This window comes from Actinomadura madurae, from assembly GCF_047130825.1.
Taxonomy (GTDB): domain Bacteria; phylum Actinomycetota; class Actinomycetes; order Streptosporangiales; family Streptosporangiaceae; genus Spirillospora; species Spirillospora madurae.
On the sequence record NZ_CP083237.1, the window covers coordinates 9,900,281 to 9,926,361 of the forward strand.

The 26,081-nt window shown below is 73.7% G+C and carries 24 protein-coding genes; 22 read left to right on the forward strand and 2 right to left on the reverse strand.

The genetic code is table 11. From position 1 onward, the window contains the following. Positions 1 to 136: 136 nt before the first annotated feature. The 19 genes from K8Z49_RS46405 to K8Z49_RS46495 all read left to right on the forward strand — a co-directional run bounded on the left by K8Z49_RS46405 (position 137) and on the right by K8Z49_RS46495 (position 20,530). Entirely contained in the window at positions 137 to 793 is a 657-nt protein-coding gene (locus tag K8Z49_RS46405) for a TIGR03085 family metal-binding protein (protein WP_250369891.1), read from the forward strand. A 247-nt stretch (positions 794 to 1,040) separates the two neighbouring features. Next, positions 1,041 to 1,247 carry a cold-shock protein gene (locus K8Z49_RS46410; protein ID WP_026405868.1) on the forward strand — a complete coding sequence of 69 codons (207 nt, stop codon included), beginning with the start codon at positions 1,041 to 1,043 and terminating at the stop codon, positions 1,245 to 1,247. Positions 1,248 to 1,498: 251 nt separating this feature from the next. After that, complete coding sequence (locus K8Z49_RS46415; protein WP_075019911.1) at positions 1,499 to 2,107, forward strand: Trp biosynthesis-associated membrane protein; 609 nt, start codon at positions 1,499 to 1,501, stop codon at positions 2,105 to 2,107. Further along, positions 2,104 to 2,769: a response regulator transcription factor gene (locus K8Z49_RS46420; RefSeq protein WP_111833104.1), complete on the forward strand. Its 666-nt coding sequence runs from the start codon at positions 2,104 to 2,106 to the stop codon at positions 2,767 to 2,769. The genes K8Z49_RS46415 and K8Z49_RS46420 overlap by 4 nt, the downstream gene beginning before the upstream one ends. 27 nt (positions 2,770 to 2,796) lie before the next feature. Next, positions 2,797 to 3,252: a DUF2752 domain-containing protein gene (locus K8Z49_RS46425; RefSeq protein ID WP_412517075.1), complete on the forward strand. Its 456-nt coding sequence runs from the start codon at positions 2,797 to 2,799 to the stop codon at positions 3,250 to 3,252. Between the two features lie 69 nt (positions 3,253 to 3,321). Beyond that, positions 3,322 to 4,128 (forward strand): indole-3-glycerol phosphate synthase TrpC, encoded by an 807-nt coding sequence (trpC, locus tag K8Z49_RS46430; RefSeq protein WP_024936738.1) that lies wholly within the window; start codon positions 3,322 to 3,324, stop codon positions 4,126 to 4,128. 129 nt (positions 4,129 to 4,257) lie between these two features. Further along, complete coding sequence (gene trpB, locus K8Z49_RS46435) at positions 4,258 to 5,493, forward strand: tryptophan synthase subunit beta (protein ID WP_412517076.1); 1,236 nt, start codon at positions 4,258 to 4,260, stop codon at positions 5,491 to 5,493. Next, a complete protein-coding gene (trpA, locus tag K8Z49_RS46440) occupies positions 5,490 to 6,302 on the forward strand; it encodes a tryptophan synthase subunit alpha (protein ID WP_024936737.1) in 813 nt (270 codons plus the stop codon). Before trpB ends, trpA begins: the two co-directional genes overlap by 4 nt. A gap of 170 nt (positions 6,303 to 6,472) precedes the next feature. Further along, a complete protein-coding gene (locus tag K8Z49_RS46445) occupies positions 6,473 to 6,964 on the forward strand; it encodes a vitamin K epoxide reductase family protein (protein ID WP_412517077.1) in 492 nt (163 codons plus the stop codon). A 57-nt stretch (positions 6,965 to 7,021) separates the two neighbouring features. Next, positions 7,022 to 7,798, forward strand: coding sequence for a DsbA family protein (locus tag K8Z49_RS46450; protein WP_075019914.1), 777 nt, complete (start codon positions 7,022 to 7,024; stop codon positions 7,796 to 7,798). A gap of 161 nt (positions 7,799 to 7,959) precedes the next feature. Continuing rightward, on the forward strand, positions 7,960 to 8,796 hold the full coding sequence (locus tag K8Z49_RS46455) for a DsbA family protein (protein WP_412517078.1): 837 nt from the start codon (positions 7,960 to 7,962) through the stop codon (positions 8,794 to 8,796). 81 nt (positions 8,797 to 8,877) lie between these two features. Beyond that, positions 8,878 to 10,350 (forward strand): prolipoprotein diacylglyceryl transferase, encoded by a 1,473-nt coding sequence (gene lgt / locus K8Z49_RS46460; RefSeq protein ID WP_412517079.1) that lies wholly within the window; start codon positions 8,878 to 8,880, stop codon positions 10,348 to 10,350. Positions 10,351 to 10,364: 14 nt separating this feature from the next. Beyond that, positions 10,365 to 11,102 (forward strand): VIT1/CCC1 transporter family protein, encoded by a 738-nt coding sequence (locus K8Z49_RS46465; protein WP_052357985.1) that lies wholly within the window; start codon positions 10,365 to 10,367, stop codon positions 11,100 to 11,102. Positions 11,103 to 11,172: 70 nt separating this feature from the next. Beyond that, on the forward strand, positions 11,173 to 11,967 hold the full coding sequence (locus K8Z49_RS46470) for a hypothetical protein (protein WP_024936736.1): 795 nt from the start codon (positions 11,173 to 11,175) through the stop codon (positions 11,965 to 11,967). A 96-nt stretch (positions 11,968 to 12,063) separates the two neighbouring features. After that, complete coding sequence (locus K8Z49_RS46475) at positions 12,064 to 13,149, forward strand: hypothetical protein (protein WP_075019916.1); 1,086 nt, start codon at positions 12,064 to 12,066, stop codon at positions 13,147 to 13,149. 295 nt (positions 13,150 to 13,444) lie between these two features. Next, positions 13,445 to 18,016 (forward strand): glutamate synthase large subunit, encoded by a 4,572-nt coding sequence (gltB, locus tag K8Z49_RS46480; protein WP_412517080.1) that lies wholly within the window; start codon positions 13,445 to 13,447, stop codon positions 18,014 to 18,016. Positions 18,017 to 18,031: 15 nt separating this feature from the next. Continuing rightward, positions 18,032 to 19,495 (forward strand): glutamate synthase subunit beta, encoded by a 1,464-nt coding sequence (locus K8Z49_RS46485; RefSeq protein ID WP_021598014.1) that lies wholly within the window; start codon positions 18,032 to 18,034, stop codon positions 19,493 to 19,495. Positions 19,496 to 19,568: 73 nt separating this feature from the next. Further along, positions 19,569 to 19,988 carry a helix-turn-helix transcriptional regulator gene (locus K8Z49_RS46490; RefSeq protein ID WP_021598013.1) on the forward strand — a complete coding sequence of 140 codons (420 nt, stop codon included), beginning with the start codon at positions 19,569 to 19,571 and terminating at the stop codon, positions 19,986 to 19,988. Positions 19,989 to 20,077: 89 nt separating this feature from the next. After that, positions 20,078 to 20,530: a VOC family protein gene (locus tag K8Z49_RS46495; protein ID WP_111833107.1), complete on the forward strand. Its 453-nt coding sequence runs from the start codon at positions 20,078 to 20,080 to the stop codon at positions 20,528 to 20,530. Positions 20,531 to 20,537: 7 nt separating this feature from the next. Here K8Z49_RS46495 and K8Z49_RS46500 read toward each other — a convergent pair whose 3' ends face one another. Then, a complete protein-coding gene (locus K8Z49_RS46500) occupies positions 20,538 to 21,965 on the reverse strand; it encodes a pyridoxal phosphate-dependent decarboxylase family protein (protein WP_412517081.1) in 1,428 nt (475 codons plus the stop codon). 297 nt (positions 21,966 to 22,262) lie between these two features. Between K8Z49_RS46500 and K8Z49_RS46505 the strand changes: the two genes are divergently transcribed. After that, positions 22,263 to 23,123: a hypothetical protein gene (locus K8Z49_RS46505; protein ID WP_412517082.1), complete on the forward strand. Its 861-nt coding sequence runs from the start codon at positions 22,263 to 22,265 to the stop codon at positions 23,121 to 23,123. Here K8Z49_RS46505 and K8Z49_RS46510 read toward each other — a convergent pair. Continuing rightward, positions 23,120 to 23,806, reverse strand: coding sequence for a helix-turn-helix transcriptional regulator (locus K8Z49_RS46510; RefSeq protein WP_244938866.1), 687 nt, complete (start codon positions 23,804 to 23,806; stop codon positions 23,120 to 23,122). The genes K8Z49_RS46505 and K8Z49_RS46510 overlap by 4 nt on opposite strands. 64 nt (positions 23,807 to 23,870) lie before the next feature. Here K8Z49_RS46510 and K8Z49_RS46515 point away from each other — a divergent pair, with 64 nt between their 5' ends. After that, positions 23,871 to 24,428, forward strand: coding sequence for a type 1 glutamine amidotransferase domain-containing protein (locus K8Z49_RS46515; RefSeq protein WP_412517083.1), 558 nt, complete (start codon positions 23,871 to 23,873; stop codon positions 24,426 to 24,428). Between the two features lie 108 nt (positions 24,429 to 24,536). Further along, complete coding sequence (pyk, locus tag K8Z49_RS46520) at positions 24,537 to 25,967, forward strand: pyruvate kinase (RefSeq protein ID WP_075020143.1); 1,431 nt, start codon at positions 24,537 to 24,539, stop codon at positions 25,965 to 25,967. The last annotated feature ends 114 nt before the right edge of the window (positions 25,968 to 26,081 follow it).

The window sequence follows — 26,081 nt, forward strand, 5'->3', positions numbered from 1 at the left end:
ACTCCTCGATCACGGACGGCAGCCCGGTGGGATGCCCCCGTGCGACCGCGGTGGGGGACTCGCGGGCCCGGATATTGCCTACCATCCGGTCACGGCGCTTATTCCCGACCGTCCGGCCGCGGCCTACGATCGGGCGATGAGCACTCCCGAGGACGGCCCGGTCCGCCGCGAGCGGCTGCTGCTGGCCGGCGCCCTGGCCGAGGCGGGACCGGATGCGGTCACCAGGTGTGCCGGCTGGGACGCGCGCGACCTGGCCGCGCATCTGGTCGTCCGGGAAGGGCGTCCCGACGCCGCCCCCGGAATCCTTCTCCCGCCGCTGGAGTTCTATACCGAACGTGTGCGGCGAAGGACGGCGCGTGCCGTCCCGTTCGAGACGCTGGTGGAACGGTTTCGGCAGGGTCCGCCGAAGTTCTCGCCCTACGCGCTTCCCGGGGTCGACAAAATCGCGAACGGCGTCGAGTTCTTTGTGCACCATGAGGACATCCGCCGGGCGCGTCCCGACTGGGAGCCCCGGGAGATCTCGGCGGAACTCGAGGAACTTCTCTGGCGGCGGATAAAAATTGCCCGCTTTGTCCTAAGAAAGGTTCACGTCGAGGTAACGCTCGTCCAGCCGGACGGCCGGAGCGCGCGCGTCTCCGGCGGCGGCCGGCGCTCCCGCGGCGCCGTCCGCGTGCACGGGCCGGTCGGCGAACTCGTCCTGTGGGCACTGGGCCGCCGGGACGTCGCGAAGGTCCGCCTCACCGGGGACACGGGCGCTGTCAAGACTCTGACGGAGGCCGGTTGGAGTCTTTAACGGGCAGGTAACGGCACGGTTCGCCGAGAGGAGAATCGCAAGCCTTGCGGCTCCTCCGCTTTACGCGGGAGCGGTGATACGGTGGTCCGGTCGGTTGCAGTCGTGGTTCTCGATCGTTCAGACGCCCGCGGACTGATGGCAGCGGGCGTTTTGGCTTTTCCGGGACCGTACCGGGGGCGAGAGCGTTCCGCAGCGACCGCACGGGCCCGCGAGGTGTGGGCCCAGGTTTTGCCGCAAGGAGAAAGACATGCCCCAGCAGGGCACCGTGAAGTGGTTCAACGCCGAGAAGGGTTTCGGCTTCATCGCCGTTGACGGCGGCGGGCCGGACGTGTTCGTGCACTACTCGGCTATCCAGACCTCCGGGTACCGCACGCTGGACGAGAACCAGCGCGTCCAGTTCGAGGTGACGCAGGGTAACCGGGGTCCGCAGGCCGACCAGGTCGTCCCCCTGTAACACCCGTAGTCGTACGCCAGGGCCCGCCCCCCACCGCCAGGAGGGCGGGCCTCGGTGTTTCTCCGGCCCCGGTTCCCCCGGCGGGAACCCCGCCGCCGGGGCGGAGCGGGTCGCCGGAGGCCCTGCCATAAACTCGGGCGCATGTTGCACCGCACGGGGGCCTGCCGCACGGGCGACCGCACCTGCCGGGACACCGCCGGGGACGCCCGCGTCCCGGACGCCGCGGCCGGTGAACGCCCCGGGCGCCCCTCATGACGCCCGCACGCGAACGCGGCCTGACGGCGCTGCTGTGCGCCGCCGGCGCGGGCCTCGCGCTGCTCGCCGCCGGGCGCACCTGGGCCACCGTCGAGGCGCGCGAGGCCATCACCCCCTTCACGCAGACCCTGACCGGCGGCGACCTCGGCGGCGCCGCGGGAGCCCTCGGCTGGGCCGGGCTCGCCGGTCTCGCCACCCTGTTCGCCGCCCGCGGCCGCGTCCGCGCGGCCGCCGGCGTCCTCATCGCCCTGTTCGGCGCGGGCATCGCCTACGCCTCGGCCGCCGCCGTGCAGCGCCCCAGCGTGCTGTCCGCCGCGGGCGACAAGAGCGCCCTGATCAGGCTCGGCGGCGACCCGGCCCTCGACGTGAACCAGTGGTGGATGGTCTCGGTCACCGGCGGGGTCCTCCTCGCCGTCGCCGGGCTCCTCACCGCCGTCCGCGGGAACCGCTGGCCCGGCCTGTCGTCCCGCTACGAGCGCGCGGCCCCGGCGAGGACCGCGGCGGCCCCGGCCGGGGACGGTCCGGCCGAGGACGACCCGTCCGCGATGTGGCGGTCGCTCGACCGCGGCGAGGACCCGACCGCCCGGCGGAACGGCCGCCCGTGAACGCCGACGGCGGCGGGCTCGTCCTGGTGATCGAGCACGATCCGGCCGTCGCCGAGCTGGAGCGCCGCTACCTCGCCCGGGAGGGCTTCGACGTCGAGATCGAGGCCGACCCCGCCGGCGCTGCGGCCGCGGCCGAGCGCAGCCGCCCCGACGTCGTCGTCCTGGACCTGTCCACCTCGGCGCTGCCCGCCGACCTGTACCGGCGCGTCGCGGACGCCGCCCGCCCGGCGCCCGTCGTCGCCGTCACCGGGCCCCTCGACCCCGTCGTCGCCCGGGCCCTCGGCGACCACCGCGTCGACCGGCCCTTCGGTCCCCGCGTCCTCGTCGCCGCCGTCGCCGAGGCCCTGCGCCGCGACGGCCCGGTCGAGGCGCCCGGCCCGCTGCGGGCCGGCCGCGTCTCCCTCGACCCCCGCGGCAGGGCCGCCGCCGTCGGCGAGCGCCGCGTCCCGCTCACCGTCACCGAGTTCGACCTCCTGGAGTTCCTGATGGCCAATCCCGGCCGCGTCTTCACCCGGGAGCAGCTCCTGGACGCCGCGTGGGGCCCCGGTGCCGGCGCCGGAAGCCGCACCGTCGACGTCCACATCGCCCAGCTGCGCGCCAAGCTCGGCGAGGGCAGCCCCATCAGGACCGTCCGGGGCGTCGGCTACGTCCTGGACGCCTGACCGGCCCGGCGGCCTAGGCTGGAGGGCGTGACGCGCGCACCGGTCCACGCCCACGAGCACGCCGGCCCCACCGGGCGGCGGCGCCCGGCGCGGGCGCTCGCCCCGCAGGCCGCGGTGCTCGGCGGGGTCGTCGCCGGCACCCTCGTGGTCGCGTTCCGCGACGACCCCAGCGAGCCCGGCCACTACCCGGGCTGCCCGTTCCTGGCCCTGACCGGCTTCCACTGCCCCGGCTGCGGGATGACGCGGCTCGTCTACGCGCTCACGCACGGCCACCTGGGCGCCGCCTTCGGCTTCAACCCGCTGCTCTTCGTGATGCTCCCGGTCTTCGCATACCTCTACGTCCGCTGGACGGTCAGGACCGCGCAGGGGCTGCCCATGCGGTCCGCCCTGCTGAGGCCGGCGGTCGCGTACTCGTTCGTCGGAGTTCTCATCGTCTACTGGATCGTCCGCAACCTGCCGTTCGCGCACGCCCTGGCGCCCTGACGCCGGGGCCGTCGGCGGGGGCGGCTACGATCGGTGCACGGAACGACCTGAAATAGGGGGCCTGCGACCTTGAGCGTTTTGGACGAGATCATCGAGGGCGTCCGGGCCGATCTCGCCGAGAGGCAGCGCGAGGTCCCGCTCGACGCCCTCAAGGAGCGGGCGGCGAAGGCCCCGGCGCCGGTGAACGCGCTCGCCGCGCTGCGCGGGCCGGGCGTGTCGGTCATCGCCGAGGTCAAGCGCAGCAGCCCCTCCAAGGGGGCGCTCGCCGCGATCGCCGACCCCGCCGCGCTCGCCCGCGACTACGAGGCCGGCGGCGCCAAGGTCATCAGCGTGCTGACCGAGCGGCGCCGGTTCGGCGGCAGCCTCGACGACCTCGCCGCGGTTCGCGCGAACGTCGGCGTCTCCGTCCTGCGCAAGGACTTCATCGTCACCTCCTACCAGCTGTGGGAGGCGCGCGCCGCGGGCGCCGACATGGCGCTGCTCATCGTCGCCGCGCTCGACCAGGACGCGCTCGTGTCGCTGGTCGAGCGGGCCGGGTCGATCGGGCTCGTCCCGCTCGTCGAGGTGCACACCGAGGAGGAGGCGGCCCGCGCCGTGGACGCGGGCGCGAAGGTCATCGGCGTGAACGCCCGCGACCTGCGCACGCTGAAGGTCGACCGCGGCGTGTTCGCCAGGGTCGCGCCCGCGCTGCCCAAGAACGTCGTGAAGATCGCCGAGTCGGGGGTGCGGGGCCCGCACGACCTGCTCGCCTACGCCTCCAGCGGCGCCGACGCGGTGCTGGTGGGGGAGAGCCTGGTGATCGGCAAGGACCCGCGCGCCGCGGTCGCCGACCTGGTCGCCGCCGGCGCCCACCCGGCGCTGCGGCAGAGCGGCTGACCGGCGGCGGCGCGGGGCTGGATAGGGTGAAGGGCATGCAGGTCGAACCGCTCCGGGAGCGATGGCGGGGTCAGTCCGCACCCCACCGACGGTTCCAGCCACTTCTCCCATGACAGGACGCGTTTTCCCATGACCACCGACACCGCCGCGCGCGGTGCTGCCGGCGCCGTGCCCGACGCCGCGGGCCACTTCGGGCCGTTCGGCGGCCGGTTCGCCCCCGAGGCGCTGATGGCGGCGCTGGACGAGCTGACCCGCGAGTTCGAGACCGCGAAGGACGACCCGGCCTTCACCGCCGAGTTGGACGACCTGCTCGCGAACTACGCCGGCCGCCCGAGCCTGCTGACCGAGGCCGAGCGCTTCTCCGAGCACGCGGGCGCCCGCGTGCTGCTCAAGCGCGAGGACCTCAACCACACCGGGTCTCACAAGATCAACAATGTGCTGGGCCAGGCGCTGCTCACCCGGCGGATGGGCAAGACCCGCCTGATCGCCGAGACCGGCGCCGGGCAGCACGGCGTCGCCACCGCCACCGCCGCGGCCCTGCTCGGCCTGACCTGCACCGTCTACATGGGCGAGGTCGACACCGAGCGGCAGGCGCTCAACGTCGCCCGGATGCGGATGCTCGGCGCCGAGGTGATCCCGGTGCGGACCGGGAGCCGCACCCTCAAGGACGCCTGCAACGAGGCGTTCCGCGACTGGGTCGCCACCGTCGAGGACACCCACTACTGCATCGGCTCCGTCATGGGCCCGCACCCGTTCCCGATGATGGTCCGCGACTTCCAGCGGATCATCGGGGTCGAGGCGCGGCGGCAGTGCGTCGAGCTGACCGGGGCCCTCCCGAACGCCGTCGTCGCCTGCGTCGGCGGCGGCTCCAACGCGATCGGCGCCTTCCACGCCTTCGTCCCGGACGAGTCCGTCCGGCTGTACGGGTTCGAGGCGGGCGGCGACGGCGTCGCCGGCGGCAGGCACGCCGCGACGCTGGTCGGCGGCTCCCTCGGCGTCATCCACGGCATGCGGACCTACCTGCTGCAGGACGACGACGGCCAGACCCTCGAAACCCACTCGATCTCCGCGGGCCTCGACTACCCCGGCGTCGGCCCCGAGCACTCGTGGCTGCGCGACAGCGGCCGCGCCGAGTACCGCGAGATCACCGACGCCGAGGCGATGGACGCGTTCGCGCTGCTGTGCCGCACCGAGGGCGTCATCCCGGCGATCGAGTCCGCGCACGCGCTGGCCGGCGCGCTCAAGGTCGGCCGGGAGCTCGGCCCGGACGCCGTGATCGTGGTGTGCCTGTCCGGCCGCGGCGACAAGGACATGCACACGGCCGCGACCTTCTTCGGCCTGATGCCCGAGGGGGAGAGCGCGTGACCGCCCAGACCGCCTACGACAAGGCCAAGGCCGACGGGCGGGCCGCGCTCGTCGGCTACCTGCCCGCCGGGTTCCCGACCCGCGAGGGCGCCGTCGACGCCCTGAAGGCCATGGTCGACGCGGGCTGCGACGTCATCGAGATCGGCCTGCCCTACACCGACCCGATGATGGACGGACCCGTCATCCAGGACGCCGTCCACCGGGCGCTCGTCGGCGGGGTCCGCGTCGCCGACGTGTTCCGGACGGTCGAGGCCGTCGCCGCCACCGGTGTCCCCACCCTCGTCATGACGTACTGGAACCCCGTCGACCACTACGGCGTGGACGCCTTCGCCCGCGACCTCGCCTCCGCCGGCGGGGCCGGGCTGATCACCCCCGACCTGACGCCGGAGGAGGGCGGCGACTGGCTGGCGGCGTCCGAGGCGCACGGCCTCGACCGGGTCTTCCTCGTCGCGCTCAGCTCCACCGACGAGCGGATCGCGACGATCACCCGGCAGTGCCGCGGCTTCGTCTACGCGGCGTCGCTGATGGGCGTCACCGGCGCCCGCTCCGCGGTCGACACCGGTGCCCCGCGCCTGGTCGAGCGGACCCGCGCGATCATCGAGGCGAGCGGCACGCCGCTGCCGGTCGGCCTCGGCCTCGGCGTCGGCACCGGCGCGCAGGCCGCCGAGGTCGCCGGGTTCGCGGACGGGGTGATCGTCGGATCGGCGTTCGTCCGCCGCCTCCTGGACGCGCCCGACCTCGCCTCCGGCGTGGCCGGGATCCGCGCGCTGACCGAGGAGCTGGCGGCGGGCGTCCGGCAGGGCCGCTGACCGCGACCCGCCCTACGCTCGCCGGCCGGGCGGCGTCCGCGGCGCCGCTCCGCGCACGTTTTCCGGCGCCGCGGGAACTCCCGGCGCCGCCCGCCGAGTTCCTGTCTTGTGCCGCCTCCGCTCTCCAATAGGGTGTGTTCGCCGGCGGAGGCGGTCCCGGAAGGATCACGATGACGCAAGAGATGACGGCGACGGGCCGGCCCGGGACGACCGGGCCGCGGACGCCGCCCGTGTGGTTCCAGGTCACGGCCTGGGTCCTGACGCTCGCCGGCCTCGGGATCTCCGTCTACCTGACGGTCACGCACTACGACGAGGGCGCGCTGGTCTGCTCGGCGTCCAGGACCGTGGACTGCCACGCCGTCACGACGAGCGAGTACTCCACGTTGCTGGGGATCCCGATGCCGCTGCTCGGCCTCGCGTTCTTCGTGGCGTTCGGCGCGCTGCTGACCCCGTGGGCGCTGCGGTCGCTGTGGCCGCCGCTGCGCTGGGCGCGGGTGGCGAGCGTCGCGGTGGGCGTGCTGTTCGTCGTCTACCTCGTCACCGTCGAACTGGCGATCCTGCACAAGATCTGCCTGTGGTGCACGGGCGTCCATGTCATCACCGCACTGCTCTTCATCCTCGTTCTGATCGACGAATTCCGGCGGATCGGTCAGGTCGACTAGTCTCGCCGTTACCGCGCCGCACGGTGCCGGCGCGGGTCCGCACGCTTAGGAGAACCAATGAGCAAGGCCGCACGAGAGCGGTCCGCGAGGGAGCGCCTGGCCGCCGAGCGCAAGCGGCAGGCGGCGCGGCAGAAGCAGCGGCGGCTGCTCGCCATCATCCTCGGGTCGGTGGTCACCGTGGCGGTGGTCGTGGTCGCCACCGTCCTGATCATCGACCAGCAGCGCAAGAACGGGCGGGCCGAGGTGCACAAGGGCGCGCTCGCCCCGCTGAGCCGCCAGCAGGACGGCTCGATCGTGATGGCGAAGGCGGGGGTGACCAAGCCGGAGCTGGAGATCTTCGAGGACTTCCAGTGCCCGATCTGCAAGCAGTTCGAGGAGGCCACCGGCAAGACCATCGAGGACCTCGCGGTGCAGGGCAAGGTCAAGGTCGTCTACCGGCCCTTCCACCTGTTCGGCCAGCAGAAGGATCCCATCAAGATCAACTCGCTGCGCTCGGCCGAGGCGGCGCTCTGCGTCCCGGCCGACAAGTGGATCTCCTACCACGACGCGCTGTTCCGGTTCCAGCCCGCCGAGGGCGAGGAGGGCTTCTCCCCGGACGACCTCGTAAAGTGGGGCAAGGACGTCGGTGTCACCGACGCCGGCTTCGAGAAGTGCGTGCGGGACGAGCAGAAGAAGTCCACGGTCGACGCGATGACCAAGTACGCCCTTCAGGAGCGCGGTGTCGACGGCACGCCGACGGTCTTCCTGAACGGCCAGAAGCTCGAGTCGACGCAGTTCATGAACCCGGCCGCCCTGCGGGCGACCGTCGAGTCGGCCGCCGCGGCCGGCAAGTGAGCGCGCCCTCCTGAAACGCGGCCCCCGCCGCGGCACGGACCCGCACGCCGCGCCGTCCCCGCCGGGACGGCGCGGCGCGGCGCTTTCCGGCACCCGCCGGGCCCTTCCCCGTTACGCTGGTGCGAGCTCACGAACACGCACAGTGGCCGATCGGGGGATCGATGAGCGAGCAGGGGAGGGGACCGTCCGCGCGCGGGCGTCTCGCGGAGGAACGGGCCAGGGCCGCGGCGCGGCGGCGGCGGGCGCTGGCGGTCGTCCTCGGCGGCGTCGCGGTGGCGGCGGTCGCGGTCGCGGTGGCCGTGGTGGCGCTCTCCCGGGGCGGGGACGAGCCGCTGGAGGACTCCTACAAGGGCGCGCTGGCGCCCGCCACCCGGCAGCAGGACGGGTCGGTCGCGATGGCGCAGCCGGGCGTCACCGCCCCCGTCCTCGACGTCTGGGAGGACTTCCAGTGCCCGGCGTGCCGGGTGATGGAGGAGCGGCTCGGCGGGACGATGAAGCAGCTCGCCGCCGAGGGCAAGGTCAAGGTCGTCTACCGGCCGTTCCAGCTGTTCCAGCAGGACCCGCTGATGTCGAACTCGCGGCGGGCCGCGAACGCCGCCGCCTGCATGCCCGCCTCGCACTGGGTGAGGTACCACGACAGGCTCTTCGCCGAGCAGCCCCCGGAGGGCGACAGCGGCTTCGCCGCGCCGGACCTGATCAAGTGGGCCGCCGATCTGGGCGTCGCGGACCCGTCCTTCGCCGCCTGCGTCAACGGGAACCAGCGGATCGAGACGGTCGACCAGGCGAGCGCCCAGGCGGGCAGGGCCGGCGTCGACTCGACCCCGTACCTGGCGCTGAACGGCGAGAAGGCGGGCGACGAGGTGATCGGCTCACCCGCCGGGCTCCGGAAGGCCGTCGCGCAGGCCGGCGGCGGGCCCGCCCCCGCCCCCGGGACCACCAACTCCGGCGGCACCGCGGACGCCGCGCGCACCGCGCCGCCCGGAGCGCGGCGGGCCTGACCGCGCCGCCTCGGCGGGGATGGCGCGCGCTGTGGCGGAGACGGCGCGCGCTGCGCCCCGGAGGCGGTAACGTCAACGGTCATGCACCCGGTCGCCTCCATCCCGAGCCCTTCGCAGGGCGTCTGGCACCTCGGCCCGCTCCCGCTCAGGGCCTACGCCATCATGATCATCTTGGGTATCGTCGTCGCCGTCTGGCTCGGCGAGCGCCGCTGGGCCGCCAAGGGCGGCACCCCCGGTGTGATCATCGACGTGGCCGTGTGGGCGGTGCCGTTCGGCCTCGTCGGCGGGCGCCTCTACCACGTCGTCACCGACTACCAGCGGTACTTCGGGGAGGACGGCGATCCGCTCCGGGCGCTGGAGATCTGGAAGGGCGGCCTCGGCATCTGGGGCGCCGTCGCGCTCGGCGCGGTCGGCGCGCTCATCGGCTGCCGGCGCCGCGGGATCTCGGTGCTGGCGCTGGCCGACGCGGTGGCGCCCGGCATCGCGCTCGCGCAGGCGATCGGCCGCTGGGGCAACTACTGGAACCAGGAGCTGTACGGCCGCCCGCTGGACGCCTTCTGGGCGCTGGAGATCGACGAGAACCACCGGCCGATGCTCGACGGCGGGCCCGCCCTCGACCCGAAGTACGCCGACGTCGCCACCTACCACCCGACGTTCCTGTACGAGTCGCTGTGGTGCATCGGCGTCGCGGCCCTGGTGATCTGGGCCGACCGCCGCTACAAGCTCACGCACGGGCGCGCCTTCGCCCTGTACGTCGCCGCCTACACGGTGGGGCGCGGCTGGATCGAGGCGCTCCGCATCGACGACGCGCACCACATCCTCGGGCTGCGGCTGAACGACTGGACGGCGATCCTGCTCTTCGTCGGCGCGGTCGCCTACCTGTACCGGGCGCGCGGCCGCACCGGCCCGGAGAACGTCGGCGCCGTGACCGCCGCCGAGCCGGGCCCGGCCGCGACCGGGCCCGACGAGATCGCCCCTGACGACAAGCCCGGCGGTGTCGGCCTGGAGAAGGAGTCGGAGACGCCGGAGGACGCCCGCGGCGCGGACGGCGAGGCGGACGCGGGCGCCGAGGCCTCCAGCGTGGCCGCCCCGGACGAGGAACCGGGGGCCGAGCCCGAGGCGGACTCCGAGGCGGAGGCCGCGACACCCGCGGAGGAGCCCGAGGAGCCCGAGGCGGAGGCCGAAGAGTCCGAGCCGGAGCCCGGCCCCGAGCGGAAGGCGGACGAGCCGGAGGCCGACGGCACCGCCACCGAGACGGAGACGGCCGACTCCGAGGCCGATTCCGAGCCGGAGTCCGAGCCGGAGTCCGAGCCGGAGTCCGAGCCGGAGTCCGAGCCGGAGTCCAAGCCGGAGTCCAAGCCGGAGTCCAAGCCGGAGTCCAAGGCGGACTCTGAGGCCGATTCCGAGGCCGATTCCGAGGCGGAGTCCGAGCCCGCGGCGGACGGCGAGGCACCCGAGGCCGAGGAGCAGGCCCCGGCCGGGGACAATGAGAAGGACGGTGCCGCCGACTCCGATCGCGCCGAGAAGGGGGAGCCCGTCAAGGACGGGAAGTAGGCGACGGGGGGACGGTGTCCGAAGCGAGGGGAGCGGCGGGCGGGAGGCCCGCCGTGCGGCCGGAGCACCACCACCGGCACCGCGACGTCACCGGGGGCTGGCTGCGGCCCGCGGTGTTCGGCGCGATGGACGGGCTGGTGTCCAACTTCGCGCTGATCGCGGGCGTCGCGGGCGGCCAGGCGAGCCAGAAGGTCGTCCTGCTCGCGGGGCTCGCGGGCCTGGCGGCGGGCGCGTTCTCCATGGCGGCGGGGGAGTACATCTCGGTCGCGTCCCAGTCGGAGCTGGCCGAGGCCGAGATCGAGGTGGAGCGGCTTGAGCTCGCCCGCCACCCGGTGGCCGAGGAGCAGGAGCTGGCCGAGGTCTTCGAGGCGCGCGGCGTGGACCCGGTGACGGCCGCCGAGGTCGCGCGGCAGCTGTCCCGCGACCCCGAGGAGGCCCTGGAGGTGCACGCGAAGGAGGAGCTCGGCGTGACGCCCGGCGAGCTTCCCTCGCCGGTCCTCGCGGCGGGCTCGTCGTTCCTGTCGTTCGCGGTCGGGGCGCTGCTGCCGGTGCTGCCGTACCTGCTGGGCGCGTCGTCGCTGTGGCCCGCGGCGGGCATCGCGGCGGCCGGGCTGTTCGGCGCCGGGGCGCTGGTGTCGCGGATCACGGCCCGCGCGTGGTGGTTCGGTGGGTCGCGCCAGCTGCTGTTCGGCGCCGCCGCGGCGGCGATCACCTACGGGTTCGGCGCGCTGATCGGGACCAACGGCCTCTAGGGCCAATGAATCTGGACGAATAGCCCTTTTGGGCCCGCGGGGACGACGCGGACCGCTAAGCTCCGGGGCTGTGATCGAGGCTCGTGACTCAGGTTCCACCAAGGCCGCGCAGAAGGGCCGCGGGCGGGACTTCTGGCCGGACGACGAGAAGCCCGGCCGCAAGCTCCCCGCTCCCAAACTCTTGCTCGCCGGGGCCGCCGTGCTGGTCGTGGCGGCCGTCGCGGCGGTCGCCGTGGTCATGCTGACCGGCGGCGGCGGCGAGAAGAAGGTGCGGCAGGCGGTGCCGACCGCCTACGCCCCGGACTACCTCGGGGAGGGCTTCGCCAAGCTCGGGAACCGCTCCGCCGACGGCCGGGCGATCACCGAGGGCGAGGCGTTCTCCGCCAAGAGCCTGAAGTCGTCCAAGTACGCGTTCACGCTGGCCGCGTCCAACCTGAGCACGGACTGCAAGGCCGCGACCTGGGGCGGGCGGCTGCAGGCCGACCTCGCCAAGTACCAGTGCACCCAGGTCGTCCGGGGCGCGTACGTGAGCGCCGACAAGAAGCACGTCGGCCAGTTCTTCGTGATCAACCTGGCGAGCGAGGAAGGGGTCAAGCAGATCCTGCGCGACCTCGACCCGGCGGCCGGCGCCGGCTGGGTGACGCCGCTGGACGCGAAGGGCGTGCCCCCGTTCGGCTCCGGCTTCAGCGCCGCCTACACCCGCACCTACGGCCACTACGCCGTCGGCACGTGGGTGCAGCGGGCCGGGGGCGAGCAGCCCGCCTCGCTCAACGAGATGATCGATGTGAGCCTGGTCATCGAGAACGCCGCCGACTTCCTGTACGGGCGCCTCGACCTGGCCGCCGGCGGGCGGGCCGGGCAGTGACCGGGCCGGCCCTGGACGCGCCCTCCGCGGGCGGGCGGTAGTCTGCGCGGTCGTGGATCCGATGAACGCCGCGGCGGCGGCCGAGGGCGGCCCCCGGTGAGCCGCCAGGGCCGCCGACAGCCCGCCCCCCGCAGGACGGCGCCGGGCCGGGCGGGCGGACCGCGCCGGACCCCGCCGTCCCGCCGCCCCGCCCCCCGCCCGGAGCGGCCGGCCGCGCCCCCGCCGAGGCCGCCGTACGAGGACGTCCCCTACCTGGAGGGGCCCTACGACGACGGTGTCCCGCCGGAGGACGCCTACGAGCCGCCCCCCGGCGCCGCCGAGCGCGGCAGGAAGCCGAAGAAGAACGGCAAGCGGCCGAAGAAGCGGGGAAAGGCCGCGAGAACCGCCCGGCCCTCCGGGCGGACGGGCGGCCAGGAGCGCCAGGGCGGGACGGCGCGCCGTGCCGGCGGGCCCGGACCGAGGCTGTACTTCGGAGCGGCCGCGGCCCTCGGCGCGCTGGTGCTGCTCGGGGCGGGCGCGGTGGCCGTCCTCGGCGGCGGTGACGACGCCCCGGCCGCGGCCCCGCCCGCGAAGATCGGCACGCCCGCGGGGACCGGCGTCTCGCCGGTGTCCTACTCCAGCTCGCCGTCCAGCGACGCGTACGCCGGCATCGCCTCCCGGAGCGCGGACCCCCAGCCCCTGACGATCGGTGAGGCGTTCCCCGCGTCGGCGGCGAAGCTGTCGGTCCCGGAGGGCAAGGCGACGCTGAAGCTGCGCGCGAAGCGGCTGGACGGCGACTGCGCCGCCGCCGTGTGGGGCGGGTCCGTGGGCGCCGAGCTGGGCCGGGGCGGCTGCACGCAGGCGGCCCGGGGGATCTACTCCGACACCGGCCGCGGCTACGCGCTGGCCGTCGCGGTGTTCAACCTGGCCGGGTCGGCGGACGCCGACAGGTTCGTGGCGAAGCTGGAGACCACGATCGGCGCGGGCTTCGTCCGGCCGCTGGAGGCCCCCGCCCCGCTGGACGCGTTCGGCCGCGGCTTCGGCATGGCGCGGGGCCTGGCGATGGGGCACTTCGCCGTGGTGTCGTGGGCGCAGCGGCTGGACGGCAAGGGCGACGAGAAGGACGAGACGCTGCTGTCGCTGCTGATCGAGGGCGGGAAGGCCCCGGCGGTCCTCGGCCGCGCCGCCCGCGCCTCCGAGTGACCTCGACCCGCACGGCCCCCGCGACCTGGTTGAACGCCGCCGTATCACCGTAAACATCGCGTTCCGGTGATGATCCTCACCGCCGTCGTCACCGTCCGTGCCCGGTGGAAACCGGTAGCCTGGTCTAAACCACTCGAAGATGACACACCGGCGATCGGCACGAGGAAGTTTCGCGATCCGGTGCAGTCGGGCATGATCCCGGCAGTGATGTAATGTCATCTCACCGCAGCAGGGCCAACGTCGTCCCGAGCCTGCACTGACACGAAGCAGTGACACGACGACGACGGGAGGGTTGATGGCTGCTGCTGCCCTCACACCTGCCGGCCGGGTACCGGGCCACCCCCAGCCGGAGGGCCTGTACGACCCCGCCAACGAGCACGACGCCTGCGGCGTCGGCATGGTCGCCGACCTGCACGGCCGCAAGAGCCACGACATCGTCCAGAACGCCCTGACCGTCCTGAAGAACCTGGACCACCGCGGGGCCGTGGGCGCGGAGCCGGACGACGGAGACGGCGTCGGCATCCTCCTCCAGATCCCGGACGCGTTCTTCCGCGAGGTCTGCGACTTCCCGCTCCCCGAGGCCGGCGCCTACGCGGCCGGCATCGCCTTCCTGCCCGTGGACGGCGCCGAGCGCGCCGCCGTGGTCGCGCACGTCGAGACGCTCTGCGTCGAGGAGGGCCTGACGGTCCTCGGCTGGCGCGAGCTCCCGCACGACCCCGCCTTCACCGGCCCGGCCAGCCGCCGGGTCATGCCGCACTTCGCCCAGCTGTTCGTCGCCCCCGCCCCCGGCGGCCCGCACGAGGGCCGGACGGGCCTGGAGCTGGACCGCGTCGTCTTCTGCATGCGCGAGCGCGCCGAGCAGGACGTGCGGGTCTACTTCCCGAGCCTGTCCAGCCGGACGATCGTCTACAAGGGGATGCTGACGACCCCGCAGCTGGAGCCGTTCTTCCCCGACCTGTCGGACCGCCGCTTCACCAGCGGGATCGCGCTGGTCCACTCGCGGTTCTCGACCAACACGTTCCCGGCCTGGGAACTGGCCCACCCGTACCGGTTCATCGCCCACAACGGCGAGATCAACACGGTGAAGGGCAACCGGAACTGGATGCGCGCCCGCGAGGCGCTGCTGAAGTCCGACCTGATCCCCGGCGACCTGTCCCGGATCTACCCGGTGATCGACATCGAGGCCAGCGACACCGCCTCCTTCGACGAGTGCCTGGAGCTGCTGCACCTCGGCGGCCGGTCGCTGCCGCACGCCGTGCTGATGATGATCCCGGAGGCGTGGGAGAACCACACCGAGATGGACCCCGGCCGCCGGGCCTTCTACGAGTTCCACTCCACGCTGATGGAGGCGTGGGACGGCCCCGCCAGCGTCAGCTTCACCGACGGCACCGTCGTCGGCGCCGTCCTGGACCGCAACGGGCTGCGCCCCGGCCGGTACTGGGTGACCGACGACGGCCTGGTCGTGCTGGCCAGCGAGGCGGGCGTCCTCGACATCCCGGCGAGCAAGGTCGTCCGCAAGGGCCGGCTGCAGCCCGGCAAGATCTTCCTGGTGGACACCGCCGCCGGGCGGATCGTCGAGGACGACGAGGTCAAGGCCGAGCTCGCCGCCGAGCACCCGTACGGCGCGTGGCTGCACGAGGGCCTGGTCCGGTTCGAGGAGCTGCCGCAGCGCGAGCGGGAGATCCCGACGCACGAGACGCTCGTCAAGCGGCAGCAGACGTTCGGCTACACGCTCGAAGAGCAGCGGATCATCCTCACCCCGATGGCGAGGACGGGCGCCGAGCCGATCGGGTCGATGGGCACCGACACTCCGATCGCGGTGCTGTCGGAGCGCCCGCGACTGCTGTTCGACTACTTCAAGCAGCTGTTCGCGCAGGTCACGAACCCGCCACTGGACGCGATCCGCGAGGAGCTCGTCACCTCGCTGCAGTCCACGCTCGGCCCGGAGGGCAACCTGCTGGAGCCGGGCCCGGACTCGTGCCGGCGACTCGTGCTGCCGACGCCGATCCTGGACAACGACGAGCTCTCCAAGATCATCCACATCGACGACGAGGGGTCGCTCCCGCACCTGCAGGCCTACGTCGTGCAGGGCCTGTACGACGTCTCCGGCGGGGGAGAGGCCCTGGAGGCGCGCCTGGAGGAGATCAACTCCGAGGTGAGCCGGGCGATCGGGGCCGGGGCGCGGATCATCGTGCTGTCGGACCGCGGCGCCGACTCCGCCCGCGCCGCGATCCCGTCGCTGCTGCTGACCGGCGCCGTCCACCACCACCTGATCCGGGAGAAGACCCGCACGCGGGTCGGCCTGGTGATCGAGACGGGCGAGGCCCGCGAGTGCCACCACATGGCGCTGCTCATCGGGTACGGCGCGTCGGCGATCAACCCGTACCTGGCGATCGAGACCGTGGAGGACCTGGTCCGCGCCGGCGCCATCGAGGGCCTGGACCCGGCCGCCGCGGTCCGCAACCTGGTGAAGGCGTACGGCAAGGGCGTCCTGAAGATCATGTCGAAGATGGGCGTGTCCACGGTCGCGTCCTACACCGGCGCGCAGATCTTCGAGGCGATCGGGCTCGGCGAGGACGTGGTGTCCCGCTGCTTCACCGGCACCACGTCCCGGCTCGGCGGCGTCGGCTTCGACGTGCTGGCCCGCGAGGTCGCGCAGCGGCACGCCCGCGCCTACCCGCCGGGCGGCAACGACCCCGCGCACCGGACGCTGGAGGTCGGCGGCGAGTACCAGTGGCGCCGCGAGGGCGAGCCGCACCTGTTCAACCCGGACACGGTGTTCAAGCTGCAGCACGCCACCCGCACCCGCCGCTACGAGATCTTCAAGGAGTACACCTCCAAGGTCGACTCGCAGGCCGAGAAGCTGATGACCCTCCGCGGGCTGTTCAGGCTGAAGGAGGGCGACCGGGAGCCGGTGCCGATCGACGAGGTCGAGCCGGTCTCGGAGATCGTCAAGCGGTTCTCCACCGGCGCGATGTCGTACGGCTCCATCTCCGCGGAGGCGCACGAGACCCTCGCGATCGCGATGAACCGGCTCGGCGGCAAGTCCAACACCGGCGAGGGCGGCGAGGACCCGGCGCGGTTCGCCCCCGACGAGAACGGCGACCTGCGGCGCAGCGCCATCAAGCAGGTCGCGTCCGGCCGGTTCGGCGTGACGTCGGAGTACCTCACCAACTCCGACGACATCCAGATCAAGATGGCGCAGGGCGCCAAGCCCGGCGAAGGCGGCCAGCTGCCCGGCCACAAGGTGTACCCGTGGATCGCCAAGACCCGGCACTCCACGCCCGGCGTCGGCCTCATCTCGCCGCCGCCGCACCACGACATCTACTCGATCGAGGACCTGGCGCAGCTCATCCACGACCTGAAGAACGCCAACCCGTCGGCGCGCGTGCACGTCAAGCTCGTCGCCGAGGTCGGGGTCGGCACGGTCGCGGCCGGGGTGTCCAAGGCGCACGCCGACGTGGTGCTGATCTCCGGGCACGACGGCGGCACCGGCGCGTCCCCGCTGACCTCGCTGAAGCACGCCGGCGCGCCCTGGGAGCTCGGCCTCGCCGAGACCCAGCAGACCCTGCTGCTGAACGGGCTGCGCGACCGGATCGTCGTGCAGACCGACGGCCAGATGAAGACCGGCCGGGACGTCGTCATCGCCGCGCTGCTCGGCGCCGAGGAGTACGGCTTCGCGACCGCCCCGCTGGTGGTGTCGGGCTGCATCATGATGCGCGTCTGCCACCTGGACACCTGCCCGGTCGGCGTCGCCACCCAGAACCCCGTCCTGCGGGAGCGGTTCTCCGGCAAGCCCGAGTTCGTCGTGAACTTCTTCGAGTTCGTCGCCGAGGAGGTCCGCGAGTACCTGGCGGCCCTCGGGTTCCGCTCGCTGGACGAGGCGATCGGGCACGTGGAGATGATCGACACCCGCGAGGCCGTGGCGCACTGGAAGGCCTCCGGCCTGGACCTGGCCCCGATCCTGCACACCCCCGAGCGGTCGCCGGGCGCGGCGCTGCACCGGGTCACCGAGCAGGACCACGGCCTGGAGAAGGCGCTGGACAACACGCTGATCCAGCTCGCCGAGGGCGCGCTCGCCTACGGCGACAAGGTCACGCTCGACCTGCCGATCCGCAACGTCAACCGGACGGTCGGCACCATGCTCGGCCACGAGGTGACCAAGAAGTGGGGCGGCGAGGGCCTGCCCGAGGGCACGATCGACGTCACCTTCACCGGCTCGGCGGGCAACTCGTTCGGCGCGTTCGTGCCGCGCGGCGTCACGCTGCGGCTCGTCGGCGACGCCAACGACTACGTCGGCAAGGGCCTGTCCGGCGGCCGGCTGACGCTGCGTCCCCCGGCGGACGCCGCGTTCGCGGCCGAGGAGCAGATCATCGGCGGCAACGTCATCCTGTACGGCGCCACCTCGGGCGAGCTGCTCGCCCGCGGGGTCGTCGGCGAGCGGTTCTGCGTCCGCAACTCCGGCGCCACCGCCGTCGTCGAGGGCGCCGGCGACCACGCCTGCGAGTACATGACCGGCGGCCGCGCGCTGATCCTCGGCCCGACCGGGCGCAACCTCGCGGCCGGCATGTCCGGCGGCATCGCCTACGTCCTGGACCTCGCGCCCGAGCGCGTCAACGGCGAAATGGTCGACCTGGAACCGCTGGACGCCGGCGACGTGGACTTCGTCCGGGACCTGACCGAGCGGCACCTGGCCGAGACCGGCTCGCGGGTCGCCCGGCGGCTGCTGGACGACTGGGACGCCGCCGCCGCCCGCTTCACCAAGATCATGCCGCGTGACTACCGGCGCGTGCTGGACGCCATGGCGAAGGCCGAGGCCGAGGGACGCGACGTCGACGAGGCGGTCATGGCCGCCGCGCAGAGCTGAGAGGGGGACTCCTTCATGGCCGACCCGAAGGGTTTTCTGACCGTCCGGCGGGAGCTCCCGAAGCGCCGTCCCGTGGACGTGCGGATCAAGAGCTGGTCCGAGGTCTACGAGGACTTCGGCACGGACCGGCTGGAGAAGCAGGCGAGCCGCTGCATGGACTGCGGCATCCCGTTCTGCCACCAGGGCTGCCCGCTCGGCAACCTCATCCCCGAGTGGAACGACCTGGTCTACCGCAAGGACTGGCAGGAGGCGGCCGAGCGGCTGCACGCCACCAACAACTTCCCGGAGTTCACCGGGAGGCTGTGCCCCGCGCCGTGCGAGAGCGCCTGCGTCCTCGGCATCAACCAGGACCCGGTGACGATCAAGCGGGTCGAGGTGGAGATCATCGACCGGGCGTTCGCCGAGGGCTGGGTGCGCCCGCAGCCGCCCGCCGTCAAGACCGGCAAGAAGGTCGCGGTGGTCGGCTCCGGCCCCGCCGGCCTCGCCGCCGCCCAGCAGCTCACCCGCGCCGGCCACGACGTCACGGTGTACGAGCGGGCCGACCGGATCGGCGGGCTGCTGCGCTACGGCATCCCCGAGTTCAAGATGGAGAAGCGGCACCTCGACCGGCGCCTCGCCCAGATGCGCGCCGAGGGCACCGCCTTCCGGACCTCGGTGAACATCGGCGTCGACATCACCGCCGAGGACCTGCGCGCGTCCCATGACGCCGTGGTCCTCGCGGGCGGCGCCACCGCCTGGCGCGACCTGCCCGTCCCCGGGCGTGAGCTCAAGGGCGTCTACCAGGCGATGGAGTACCTGCCGCCGTCCAACAGGGCGCAGGAGGGCGACTACGAGGAGTCGCCGATCTCCGCCAAGGGCAAGCACGTCGTCGTCATCGGCGGCGGCGACACCGGCGCCGACTGCGTCGGCACCGCGATCCGGCAGGACGCCGCGTCCGTCACCCAGCTGGAGATCATGCCGCGTCCGCCGGAGTCCCGCCCGGACGCCCAGCCGTGGCCCACGTACCCGATGCTGTTCAAGATGGAGAGCGCCCACGAGGAGCTCGCCGACATGGGCGGAGACCGCGTCTACGCGGTGTCCACCACCGAGTTCGCCGGCGACGAGGACGGCAACGTCCGCGCCCTGCGGCTGGTGGAGGTCGGCGGGCCGGACACCCGGTTCGCGCCGGTCGAGGGCACCGAGCGGGAGATCCCCGCCGAGCTGGTCACCCTCGCCATGGGCTTCCTCGGCCCGCAGCGCGAGGGCATGCTGGAGCAGCTCGGCGTCGACCTCGACCAGCGCGGCAACGTGGTCCGCGACGGCGACTACCGGACGTCGGTGGACGGCGTGTTCACCGCCGGCGACATGGGCCGCGGCCAGTCCCTGATCGTCTGGGCCATCGCCGAGGGCCGCGCCGCCGCGCACGGCGTCGACGCCTACCTCAGCGGCCGGACGGACCTGCCGTACCCGATCCCGCCGACGGCCCGCCCCATCGGCTGACCCCGGGAGGGGAGGCCGTTCCGCGAGACGTGCGGCGTATCGCGGACGGCCTCCCACCTGGGATAGTGGCGGCATGGGAAACGCGTCCCCGACCGTGGACATCGGCGTGCTGCGCCGGATGCGGATCGCCCGGGACGCCATGGACCGCGAATGGGCCGGCCCCCTCGACATCGCCGCCGTCGCCGCCCGCGCCGGCTACTCCCGCTACCACTTCGTCCGGCTGTTCAGCGAGGTCTACGGCGAGACCCCGGGCGCCTACCTCACCCGCCGCCGCATCGAGCGCGCCCAGGACCTCCTGCGCACGGCCAACCTCACCGTCACCGAGATCTGCGTGCTGGTCGGCTTCAGCAGCCTCGGCACGTTCTGCACCCGCTTCAAGCAGCGGACCGGGATGACGCCCACCGAGTTCCGCCGCACGGCCCGGACGGGCGGCGCGTCCTCGATACCGGGCTGCTTCGTCCTGCTGTGGGCGGGCGGCTTCCGCAGGGACTGATCCCGCAGGCACTGAGCAACATCGGAGAAGCCCGCCGCCCGCCGTGCCTCCTACCGTGAACGCAGATCCGCTCACGAAGGGAACCAGGCATGATCACCAAGCTCGGACTCGCCACCGTGTGGGTGCTCGACCAGGACGCGGCCAAGGAGTTCTTCACCGAGAAGCTCGGCCTGGAGGTGCGCGACGACATGACGCTCGGCGAGGGCGGGATGCGCTGGGTCACCCTCGGCGCCAAGGCGCAGCCCGACCTCAGCCTCGCCCTCATGGTGCCGGGCCCGCCCACCATGGACCCCGAGTCCGCCGCGCAGATGAAGGCGCTCATCGCCAAGGGCGTCCTCGGCGCCGGCGCCTTCAACACCGACGACTGCCAGGGCGACTACGAGCGGCTGTCGGCGAAGGGCGTCGAGTTCCTCCACAAGCCGGAGAAGCGGCCCTACGGCATCGAGGCCGTCTTCCGCGACGACTCCGGCTGCTGGTACAGCCTCACCCAGCCCTTCGACCAGCTCGACGAGACCGCGCCCTGGGGCGACTGCACCAGCTGACCGGCGCTCAGCGGGTGAGACGGGCGCCGAGCTCGCGCAGGACGTCGACGAGGCGCTCCACGTCGGCCTTCGTCGTCCGCCAGTTGAGCGTCGCGGGGCGCAGGACCGTCATGCCCCGGTAGGTGCTCGTCCCCGCGTAGACGCGGCCGTCGGCGAGGAGCGCCTCGCCCAGGCGCGCGTTGAGGTCGTCCAGGCGCTCCGCCGGGACGCCTTCGGGCCGGTACCGGAAGCAGGTGACGCACAGCCGCACCGGCGCCAGCAGCTCCAGGTCGGGCGCCGCCTCGACGAGCCGGCCGAGATGCCCGGCCACGTCGAGGTGACGCTCGACCATCGCGCGGTGGCCGTCCCGCCCGTACGCCCGCAGCGTCGCCCAGATCGGCAGCGCCCGCGCCCGCCGCGACGACTCCGGGCCCAGCGCGCTGTAGTTGACCCGCTCGTCCGCGGCGTCCGGCAGGTAGGCCGCGCCCCACGCCCCGAAGGCGCGGCTGAGCGACTCCGGGTCCCGGACGAACGAGAACCCGCTCTCGTAGGGGACGTTCAGCCACTTGTGCCCGTCCGCCGTCACCGAGTCGGCGCGCTCGACGCCCCGGGCGAGGTGCGCGGTGCGCGGGCTGAGGGCGGCGAACAGGCCGAACGCCCCGTCCACGTGCAGCCAGGCGCCGTGCCGCTCCGCCAGGTCCGCCAGGCCGGCGATCGGGTCCGAGGCCCCGGTGTTCACCTCGCCGAGGTTCGCCACGATCACCGCCCGGCCGCGCTCGCGCGCCAGCGCCGCGTCCATCGCCGCGAGATCGGCCCGCCCGTCGTCGCCGGCCGCGAACGTCGTCAGCGTGTCCCTCCCGCAGCCGAGGATCTGCAGCGCCTTCCTGGTGCTGACGTGCACGAGCCCGCTGGTGAACACCGGCATCGCGGGCAGTCCCGCCAGGCCCCGCGACGTCACGTCCACCCCGTGCTCGCCCGCCCACCAGTGCCGCGCGCAGGCCAGGCCCGCCACGTGCGCCAGCGTCGCGCTCGGCGTCAGCACGCCGCCGAACGACGCGGGCAGCCCGAACAGCTCCTTCAGCCACCGCAGCACCACCGTCTCCGCCCGCGCCGCCAGCGGTGACGCCTGCCCGATGCCCGCCACCTGGTCCAGCAGCGATGCCGTCCAGTCGCCCGCCATCGCCGCCGGCGTGGCTCCGCCCACCACCAGATGGAAGAACCGGGGTCCGGACGAGTGCGTCGCCGCCTCCGTGCCGATCCGCAGCAGCCGCTCCACCGCGGCCACCGACCCTTCCCCGCGGTCGGGCAGCGGGCCGTCCAGCTCGTCCAGGAGCGCGTCCTTCGCCCGGTCGTGGACGGGACGGCTCCGCAGGCTCTCCAGGTACGGCTCCGCGGCGCGCGCCACCAAGGCGAGCGGTTCCCCGGCCTTGTCACATTCGTGAAAAGGGTCACTCATGACCCATAGAAGACCATAGCTGGCGTACCGGACGGAACGTCCGAAACCCCGATGGCCGGTCATCCACTTGTGGTCTTCGTGCTGGTCGGCTACGGTCCGGCCTGGGTTCACCGCCCGGCCGCGGCACCGCCGCGAGCCCGTCGCGGCCGCCGGGGACCGCGCGCTCCCGCACCCGGTACCGCGGGACATCAGGGGCCCGGCCACCCACCGCTGGGGTGGCCGGGCCCACCCGCCCCGCCGCACGCGGTGTCCGATTCCTGCAAGACGGCCGCGACCCGGCGGCCTAGCGTCGAGCCCATGAACGTACTGCCCGAATCCGGACTCGCCCGCGCCGCCGAGTTCATGCGCCTGAGCGGCCGCCTCATCGACCGGCACCGCTTCGCGATGCACTTCAGCGGCGCCCCCGCCGCCCCCGTCCTGGCGGCCCTCCGCCCCTACGAGAACCCCGACGGCGGCTACGGCCACGCCCTCGAACCCGACCTGCGCGGCGAGGGCAGCCAGCCCGTCCCAGCCCAGCACGCCCTCGAGATCCTGCACGAGGCCGGCGCGGACGGCGACCCCGCCGTCGCCCGCATCGCCGGCTACCTGTCGTCCATCACCGCGGACGGCGGCGGGGTGCCGTTCGTCCTGCCGACCGTCCGCGACGCGCCGCACGCGCCCTGGTGGCAGACCACCGACGACCCGCCCGCGAGCATCAACCCCACCGCGGCCCTCGCCGGGATGCTGCACCGGGCCGGCGCCGACCACCCGTGGCTCGGCGCCGCGACCGAGTTCTGCTGGCGGTATCTGGACGACCCCGGAACCGAACCCGGCCCGTACGACGTCCTCGCCGTCCTGGCCTTCCTCGACCACGTGCCCGACCGCGACCGGGCCGAGGCGGCGTTCGGGCGCGTCCGCGACCTCCTCGCCGCCGGCGCGCGGAGCGACCACCACGGACCCCTCGACTTCGCGCCCCGCCCGGACGGGTTCGGGCGGCGGCTCTTCCCCGGCGACGCCATCGACGCCGGGCTCGACGCCCTCATCGACGCGCAGGACGACGACGGCGGCTGGCACGTCGGATTCCCCGCGTGGACGCCCCTCACCGGCCCCGAGTGGCGCGGCTTCGCCACCGTCGAGAGCCTCCTGACGCTGCGCGCCCACGGACGGCTCAAGCCCTAGACCAGCAGCCTGCGGACGGGCTCGCCCGCCAGGTCCCGCACCTCGTGCGCGAAGTGGGCCTGGTCGGCGTAGCCCGCCGCGTACGCCACCGAGGCCAGCGGCTCGCCCGCCCTCGCCAGCCGCAGCGCCCGCTGGAAGCGCAGCACCCGCTGCAGCGTCTTCGGCCCGTACCCGAACGCCGCCAGCGAGCGCCGCCGCAACTGCCGCTCGCCCAGGCCGAGGCCGTCGGCGACGTCCCGCACCGAACCGCGGGCGACGCCCGCCACCACCGCCGCCACGAGCGGGTCCGCCGGCCCCATCCGGCCGTGCAGGGCGCGGGCCAGCGCGCCCCGCCGGTCGGGCGCCGCGGCCACCGCCTCCGCCAGGCGGTCGGCCTCCCCGCCCCACAGGTCCCGCAGCGGCACCCGCCCGTCGCGGATCGCGTCCGCGGGGACGCCCAGCACGGGCGGCGCCGTCCCCGGCGCGAACCGCACGGCCACGACCTCCTCGCCCGGCCGCATCACCGCCGGGATCGGGCCGGTGTCCGGCCCTGCAACCAGGATGCCGCCGTCCGACCAGATCAGGTCCACGCAGCCGTCCGGCACCACCCGCTGGACGAACGGCTCCGCGTCCCGGGGCAGCGACGCGGTCCACAGGCACGCCAGACCCGGCGCCCGGTACTCGCGATACCCGGTCGGATTCACCCTTCCTGCATACCACTCGCGCGGGCGGGCAAAGGCCCTGAAAACCGGCGAATCGGAGGACATCGTGGCCAGCAACGATCTTCAGGGCAGGACCGTCGCCTTCCTGTGCGCGCCCGAGGGCACCGAGCAGGTCGAGCTCACCGAGCCGTGGAAGGCGGTGGAGCAGGCCGGCGGGCGCGCGCGCCTGGTGTCCACCCAGTCCGGCCGCCTCCAGGCGTTCGACCACCTCGACAAGGCCGACACCTTCCCCATCGACACCACCGTCGACGTCTCCGACCACACCGAGTTCGACGCCCTGCTGCTGCCCGGCGGCGTCGCCAACCCCGACTTCCTGCGCACCGACCCGGGGGCCGTCGCCTTCGCCAGGTCCTTCTTCGACGCCGGCAAGCCGGTCGCGGTGATCTGCCACGGCCCCTGGACCCTCATCGAGGCCGGCGTCGTCCGCGGCCGCACGCTCGCGTCCTGGCCGAGCCTCCAGACCGATCTGCGCAACGCGGGCGCCGCGTGGGTGGACGAGGAGGTAAAGGTTTGCGAGGCGGGACCCAACGTCCTGGTCAGCAGCCGCAAGCCGGACGACCTCAAGGCGTTCTGCAGGGCCGCCGTGGAGGCCTTCGCGCGATGACCGGCCGGATGTGGTCTAGACCTCTGACCTAGACCACTGCGTGAACCGGAGGCGACCATATCCTGCACGAATATCCGTACCGACGAGTAACTAAGTACGGTTATGCACGTGACCCGTCGAGCGAAGATCGTCAGCACCATCGGCCCCGCCTGCTCCAGCACCGAGCAGATCAACGCCCTCGTCGAAGCCGGCATCGACGTCGCCCGCCTCAACATGAGCCACGGCGAGCATGCCGTCCACGAGGAGGTCTACCACCGCATCCGCGCCGCCGCCGACGCCACCGGGCGCGGCGTCGGCATCCTCGCGGACCTGCAGGGCCCCAAGATCCGCATCGGGCGCTTCCCCGACGGCCCGGTACGGCTCACCCTCGGCGACGAGTTCACCATCACCACCGACGACGTCCCCGGCACCCGCCGCGAGGTCTCCACCACCTACCAGGGCCTCCCCGGCGACGTGTCGCCCGGCGACACCGTCCTGATCGACGACGGCCGCGTCGCCCTCAAGGTCACCTCCGTCGAGGGCAGCCGCGTCCACACCACCGTGACCGTCGGCGGCATGGTCTCCGACAACAAGGGCCTCAACCTGCCCGGCGTCCCCGTCAGCGTCCCCGCCCTCACCGAGAAGGACGAGCGCGACCTGCGGTGGGCCCTGCGCCTCGGCGTCGACCTCGTCGCCCTCTCCTTCGTCCGCACGCCCGCCGACGCCGACATCTGCTACCAGATCATGGAGGAGGAGGGCGTCCGCGTCCCCCTCATCGGCAAGATCGAGAAGCCGCAGGCCGTCGAGCGCCTCCCCGAGATCGTCGCCGCCTTCGACGGCATCATGGTCGCCCGCGGCGACCTCGGCGTCGAGCTCCCCCTCGAACAGGTGCCGATCGTCCAGAAGCGCGCCATCGAGCTGTGCCGCGAGAAGGCCCGCCCGGTCATCGTCGCGACCCAGATGCTCGAATCGATGATCTCCGCGCCCCGCCCCACCCGCGCGGAGACCTCCGACGTCGCCAACGCCGTCTTCGAGGGCGCCGACGCCGTCATGCTCTCCGGCGAGACCAGCGTCGGCCAGTACCCCATCGAGGCCGTCCTCACGATGAGCCGCATCGTGCAGACCGCCGAGCAGGCCGCCCTCCAGGCGACCCACACCCTGGAGCGCATGCCGGAGACCGTCGGCGGCGCCATCGCCCGCGCCGCCGCCGAGGTCGGCGCGATCGTCGGCGCCGAGGCCCTCGCCGCGTTCACCATGTCCGGCGAGACCGCCCGCCGCCTGTCCCGCTACCGCTCGCCGATCCCGCTGCTCGCCTTCACGTCGGTCCCCGCCACCCGCGGCAGGCTCGCCCACGTCTGGGGCGTGGAGACCTTCATCGTCCCGCAGGTCGACCACACCGACGCCATGTTCCGCCAGGTCGAGCAGTCGCTCCTCGAACTCGGCCGGTGCCAGAAGGGCGACAAGGTCGTCGTGGTCGCCGGCTCGCCGCCCGGCACCGCCGGCTCCACCAACGCCCTGCGCGTCCACAGCCTCGGCGACGCCATCGCCATCCCCCACTGACCGGCCCTCACCGACCGGCCTCCACCGGCCGCTCCGGCCGGGCACCGCGCGACCGCACCCCGTGCGGTGCCCGGCCTTCCGCCGTCCGAACGTGCCCACCGCGCAGGTATCACC

Excerpts from the sequence above, each read along its gene's own strand:
- K8Z49_RS46405 (WP_250369891.1), top strand. The coding sequence starts at position 137 with ATGAGCACTCCCGAGGACGGCCCGGTCCGCCGCGAGCGGCTGCTGCTG.
- K8Z49_RS46410 (WP_026405868.1), top strand. The coding sequence starts at position 1,041 with ATGCCCCAGCAGGGCACCGTGAAGTGGTTCAACGCCGAGAAGGGTTTC.
- K8Z49_RS46415 (WP_075019911.1), top strand. The coding sequence starts at position 1,499 with ATGACGCCCGCACGCGAACGCGGCCTGACGGCGCTGCTGTGCGCCGCC.
- trpB (WP_412517076.1), top strand. The coding sequence starts at position 4,258 with ATGACCACCGACACCGCCGCGCGCGGTGCTGCCGGCGCCGTGCCCGAC.
- K8Z49_RS46445 (WP_412517077.1), top strand. The coding sequence starts at position 6,473 with ATGACGCAAGAGATGACGGCGACGGGCCGGCCCGGGACGACCGGGCCG.
- K8Z49_RS46450 (WP_075019914.1), top strand. The coding sequence starts at position 7,022 with ATGAGCAAGGCCGCACGAGAGCGGTCCGCGAGGGAGCGCCTGGCCGCC.
- K8Z49_RS46455 (WP_412517078.1), top strand. The coding sequence starts at position 7,960 with ATGAGCGAGCAGGGGAGGGGACCGTCCGCGCGCGGGCGTCTCGCGGAG.
- lgt (WP_412517079.1), top strand. The coding sequence starts at position 8,878 with ATGCACCCGGTCGCCTCCATCCCGAGCCCTTCGCAGGGCGTCTGGCAC.
- gltB (WP_412517080.1), top strand. The coding sequence starts at position 13,445 with ATGGCTGCTGCTGCCCTCACACCTGCCGGCCGGGTACCGGGCCACCCC.
- K8Z49_RS46485 (WP_021598014.1), top strand. The coding sequence starts at position 18,032 with ATGGCCGACCCGAAGGGTTTTCTGACCGTCCGGCGGGAGCTCCCGAAG.
- K8Z49_RS46490 (WP_021598013.1), top strand. The coding sequence starts at position 19,569 with ATGGGAAACGCGTCCCCGACCGTGGACATCGGCGTGCTGCGCCGGATG.
- K8Z49_RS46495 (WP_111833107.1), top strand. The coding sequence starts at position 20,078 with ATGATCACCAAGCTCGGACTCGCCACCGTGTGGGTGCTCGACCAGGAC.
- K8Z49_RS46500 (WP_412517081.1), bottom strand. The coding sequence starts at position 21,965 with ATGAGTGACCCTTTTCACGAATGTGACAAGGCCGGGGAACCGCTCGCC.
- K8Z49_RS46505 (WP_412517082.1), top strand. The coding sequence starts at position 22,263 with ATGAACGTACTGCCCGAATCCGGACTCGCCCGCGCCGCCGAGTTCATG.